The organism is Staphylococcus sp. HMSC057A08 (assembly GCF_001812925.1).
In the GTDB taxonomy this organism is placed as follows: Bacteria; Bacillota; Bacilli; order Staphylococcales; family Staphylococcaceae; genus Staphylococcus; species Staphylococcus hominis.
Window position 1 is genome coordinate 12,940 of the sequence record NZ_KV810849.1, and the last position, 2,601, is coordinate 15,540.

Below are 2,601 nucleotides of genomic sequence, written 5' to 3' on the forward strand. Positions count from 1 at the left end.
TATGAAGGCTATTTTGGGTTTCACTCGAATGTCCGTTCGAGGGATAAATAAAGCCAAAAGAGAACTAGGATTTGTATTAATGGCACTTAATATAAGAAAAGTAGCAGCTCGACGAGCTGAAAATAATCAAAAAAATTATAAAAAAGACAATTTCTATATTATTTCAATAGAAATTGTCTTTTATCACTTATCCAGAAACTTTATGCCCAGGATCCTTTAATGTAATTCTATTTTTTAAAAACTAAAATATACTTAAAAAATACATTAATTAAATAAAACGATTTATCACTAAGAGAAATAAATATAAAATTTAGAAATTATAAAATAATAAAATTAAAAAATGTTCATCAAAAATTTATGTAATTTTACTTAGCACTATAAAACTAAACATCTAAAAATTAAAAATCTTTAAATAAATGAAAAAATAGAAATAAGCCATAGTTATTAATTTGATTTATAAGATTCTAGAATTTTAAACATTCTTTTCTAATATATTATATATGATAACCAATTATTTTAAATAATAATTTTAAAACAATACTCAAAAATTCGAATTATTATTTAAAAATACATCTTGTACTAATAATTATCACAAGATGTATTTTTTTCATCTACTTATAAAGAGTTAAAAAGTATTTTTGATATACAATACAAGAAAAAATTTTTAAATAATTCACTGATTAACGTTCCATACAAATTCTACTAAATATAGAAATATATTTATTTTTTAAAAATTTTTCGAAATTGTACGTATCCAGAGACATAGTGTTCAATGTCATCTATTCTTACTCGATACCCATGATGTTTGATAAAGAAGCTACCAAGAACTCGACTAGGCTTTTTAAAATACATTGCTACTTCGGGATAAAAGAAACCAGTACGTTGATAATCAGCTCTTGTATGAATCACATCAACTAGTCTTTGTTCATCTACTAAATTATTCACTACATAATCAAAACCTGTTTCCTTAGCTTTTTGGATTAATTTATATGTTGCCATTAACATTTCTAAAAATGTTGGGAATGTTGTTTCACGTTGCTCAATATAATCTAAGTAATTATTAACATTCTTAATACCAAACTCAAAGTATTCTTCTTTAGGAGCGATTTGTACTAATTCATTTGTACAATAACCTAGCCAATGATCATGATATTGCCAATACTCCTTTTTTATAAAATGATCTAACAATTTTTTAACAACATTTAACCAAACTTCATCATTATCTTGCTGATATAATCGTAACAAAGCTAATGCTGCTTCACCATCATAATAAATAATTCTAAATTTTTCTTTCACGGTTAAATCTGGATAGTTTAAAATATGAGTAGTTTCATAAGTGGATTTGTTAATCATAGATAAGATACCACGAGCAGTTTTTTGAGCAATATTAAGATAATAATCATTTTTTCTATATTTTAAATATTCACAAATTGCGAATATAAATGCCGCATTTTGGCCTAGTTTAATTTCATTAAGTTCTTCAGTATCATCAAATATATATCCTATATTATCCTTTTCATAAAAATTATTTTCTATTATATAATCTATTGCTCGCTCTACTGGTGATAAATTTTCTCCTATATATCCTAATCCTTCAACTAATGCATACGTAGAAGAAGAATGTCTCAATATATTATAAAAGTTTATCTCATTATCAAAATGAGGAAAATAACCATAAATATATCTTCCATTATCTAAAATCATATTTTTTAAAAAATGTGTGCCGCTTTTTATCAATTTATCTATTTCTTTATATAGATCCTGTGTTTTTCTTAAGCCTTTTTTGTATCCCTCGCTATATAGTTCGAAAACATCCTTTTCCTCTAACATAAACCCTTTGGTATAAAATTTAATAACTTCTTTATTTTCATAGAAATCATAATTAAAACTTTTCTTATGATTTGTATATTTTCTTAAATAATTATTAATATTTTTTTCTGACAAAATCAGTTTCTTTTTCCCATTATTTTCTATTGGTTTGACAAATGCATTGGCATTGATTTCCTCTGGTAAAAATGATAAATCCCAATAATCATCAAAAGCTACACCAAAATCTACATAATTTCTTCTTGTTTTAATTATTTCATTACTCACTTTTTCAAATAATATTTTTTCACTTTTTATAACAATATCTAACTTTATCCAAATTGGATATTTTCCAGTTTTTTTTCTAAATTTCTGTATCTCATTTATAACATTTCTTTTAAGATAATTTGGTTTTTTTAATAATTTGACAGTAGCTTTGATATTAGAATTTCCTAAACTAAGAAAAATTTTATTTTTAATTTCAGTAGTATTTTCTATATAACTAATTAATTTATCTACTCTACTTTCAATATCCATTTATTTATCTCCTATTACAAAACTTATTTTATTTATTAATAGAAAATTAAAAGCCAGGCCATTTAGACCTAGCTTTTAACTTTTAACTAATTAAAATAGCATAATTATTTTTCTTTGTTTTCTCTTTTACGACGTTTGCCTAATAGTAAAGCACCTAAACCAGCAAACATTGATCCAAATAAAACACCATTAGAATTATTTTCACCAGTATCTGGTAATTTTTTATCTGAATCTGAGTCGCTATCGCTGTCAGAATCT

2 protein-coding genes and 1 pseudogene are annotated in these 2,601 nt (G+C 24.0%); 1 reads left to right on the forward strand and 2 read right to left on the reverse strand.

Features of this window, described 5'->3' with window-relative positions:
- Positions 1-220 (forward strand): annotated as a pseudogene (locus HMPREF2881_RS04040) (IS5/IS1182 family transposase); the annotation flags it as partial.
- A 500-nt stretch (positions 221-720) separates the two neighbouring features.
- Here HMPREF2881_RS04040 and HMPREF2881_RS04045 read toward each other — a convergent pair.
- Both HMPREF2881_RS04045 and HMPREF2881_RS11460 read right to left on the reverse strand, forming a co-directional pair.
- Positions 721-2,343: a hypothetical protein gene (locus tag HMPREF2881_RS04045; RefSeq protein ID WP_002488036.1), complete on the reverse strand. Its 1,623-nt coding sequence runs from the start codon at positions 2,341-2,343 to the stop codon at positions 721-723.
- 104 nt (positions 2,344-2,447) lie between these two features.
- A partial coding sequence (locus HMPREF2881_RS11460) for an LPXTG cell wall anchor domain-containing protein (RefSeq protein ID WP_141752622.1) occupies positions 2,448-2,601 on the reverse strand: 154 nt, incomplete at its 5' end.